General features: G+C 33.9%; 2 protein-coding genes. Both read right to left on the reverse strand.

What is annotated here, in order from left to right; all coding sequences use genetic code 11:
- Positions 1-1,184, reverse strand: a 1,184-nt coding sequence (locus BU038_RS12245; protein ID WP_142402609.1) for an AAA family ATPase, incomplete at its 3' end; no start/stop codon positions are given.
- Positions 1,181-2,371, reverse strand: coding sequence for a metallophosphoesterase family protein (locus BU038_RS12250; RefSeq protein ID WP_107606243.1), 1,191 nt, complete (start codon positions 2,369-2,371; stop codon positions 1,181-1,183). The genes BU038_RS12245 and BU038_RS12250, both read right to left, overlap by 4 nt.
- Positions 2,372-2,382: the final 11 nt, after the last annotated feature.

The raw sequence follows: 2,382 nt of genomic DNA on the forward strand, positions 1-2,382 counted from the left end.
TCTAAAGTGCGTTCTAATTGCGTCATGTATGAGGCTTGGTCTTGTTTTTTCGCAATTTGCTTGCTGACAAAGCTTTTCATACTTTCTGAAGTATCAATGTTATCATGGTCTTCTTGCCAACCGATATTAGCTTTCAAACCTTCAATTTCTCTGGATTTATCTTCAATCTCTTTATTCAACGTTTGAAGTTGCGTTTCTTTTTGTTTAATTTCATTTTCTTGTTTAGCAATATTATTTAACGCATCAATATCAGATTGTTTTGGCACATCAATTTGTTCGTTTTCTTGTTGTAACTGCGCTAATTTTTCTTGGCGCAAACTGATATCTTTCTTCAACTGATCTCTACGTGCTTTTGATGCTTCGTAACGTTCAATCCCTTGTTCCGGGAAATCTAAAGGTTCGATGTTTAGTTCGTGTTCTAACGCTTTCCATTCTTGTGCTTGATCTAATAAAGCTAACTCTTTTTGTTTCGCTTCATGCATCTTAGATAATTGCATCAAGTTTTGTTGAAGATGATCTAAACGACGTTCTGCTTTGTCTCTTTCATCAATCAAGCTATGATAAGATTCTAATTCACTTTCATGTGCTCTGATCTGATTCTGTAAATCATTCAATTGTTCTAATTGCTGATTGATTATAGGATTTTTACCAGAACGTTTATATAATGCTGCTTTTTGCGCTTCTAATTGTTCACGCATTGTTGTAAATTGCGTTGAACCTAAAGCTCCAGCTTGCAGCAAGTATTCTTGAAGTTGTTTCTCATCCATATTGCGATTGATATTTTGTAAACCTAAGACATCGAAAGAATAAATTCCTTTATATGTATTCTTATCGATATAATTCAATTTATTTTGCAGCCATTCTTCGTCACGAATACCGCCATTTTCAAGATAGACTTTGACATCACCTTGGGCTGCACCTTTTACACGTTCAACTTGTATTTCTTGACCATCATCCAACTTTAAATAAAGCTTACCGCCATATTGGTTTCCTAATCTTGGTTCAAAGCGTGGTTCGTTTTCTCTTTTAGTCGGAAAGCCGAACAAAATAGAATGAATAAAAGCTTGAATCGTAGATTTACCCGCTTCATTCTCACCATATATTTGTGTTAATGACTGATTAAATTTGATCGTTCTTTCCACAAACTTGCCGTAACCATATATATCTAATGCTAAAATCTTCATGACTGCTCACCTCTTAAGCCTGACTTAAGCAATGCTTCTGCACGATTAATCAATTCTACTTTATCAAAGTCATCATAGTTATCTAAAAACTTAGTTGCTTTAGGATTCAAATACAAATCGCTCATTGCACTTGTAAAGATTGTATCATCTGATTTCAATTCTTGAGAAAACTCATGTTCAAGCGGTCTTGAATCATCATCTTTGTAAGAAACAATCAAAGACTCGATAAATACAAAGTTATTTTCATTTTCTTCGTATTCTTTCAACATAGCTTCAACTTGCATCAAGTCTTGAGATGATACAGGTTCATCACTATCTATCTCTAAATAAACTCTATAGATAGCTTTACCTTGGCTTCTAACTTGATCTTTAAATTTTTGTACAACCTCATAAATACCTTGCTTTGTAGTTTGTTTTGTTTCAATTTTTATTTCATCAAAACGAATAAAGTGTGAAGGTACAAATTCAACGTTCAGTTTAAATTCATCGCCTTCTACAAGTAGAAAACCTTTATCTCCTATTTCATTAAAATGGCGTCCTTGAATATTACCTGGATAAAATGTCGGCGGCATATCATTAATTTGTTGACGTTCATGAATATGACCAAGTGCCCAGTAATGATAAAGTTTAGAGTTTAAATCTTCTAAACGAAATTCAGTATAACGATGCTTCGTAGAGGATTTACTATATGTACCATGCAGTACTCCGATATGCAGGCCTTTCTCTCCTTGACTAGAAGGATATTCATCTAATTTATTTTCGTAACTGGCATGATCCTGATAACTAAAACCATGTAATAAAATCTTTTCGCCATGTTTCGTTATAGTTTGATACGTTTCAACATTTTTATCGAACACTGAAACGTTTTCTGGCCAATCTGTTACGACACTGTCTGAGAGCGGATCATGATTACCATGACACATGTAAACAAATATCTGCTCTTTCTTCAGACGTTCAAATTGTTCCTTTAAAAATACTTCTGCTCTTAACGTACGATTGTGATCATCAAAGACATCGCCCGCAATGACGATAAAATCGACTTCCTCTTGCAAGGCAAAATTAACTAATGACTTAAAACTTTCATACGTACTCTTTTTCACATCTTCATAAATGTTTTCGCTTAAATGGCTATGCGTTTTAAACGGACTATCTAGGTGTAAATCTGCACAATGAATAAATTTCACCATATATAGTAAGC

Source organism: Staphylococcus simulans (assembly GCF_003043455.1).
In the GTDB taxonomy this organism is placed as follows: domain Bacteria; phylum Bacillota; class Bacilli; order Staphylococcales; family Staphylococcaceae; genus Staphylococcus; species Staphylococcus simulans_A.

What these genes read in the sequence shown, in the direction of transcription:
- BU038_RS12250 (WP_107606243.1), bottom strand. Translation starts at nt 2,371, where the DNA reads ATGGTGAAATTTATTCATTGTGCAGATTTACACCTAGATAGTCCGTTT.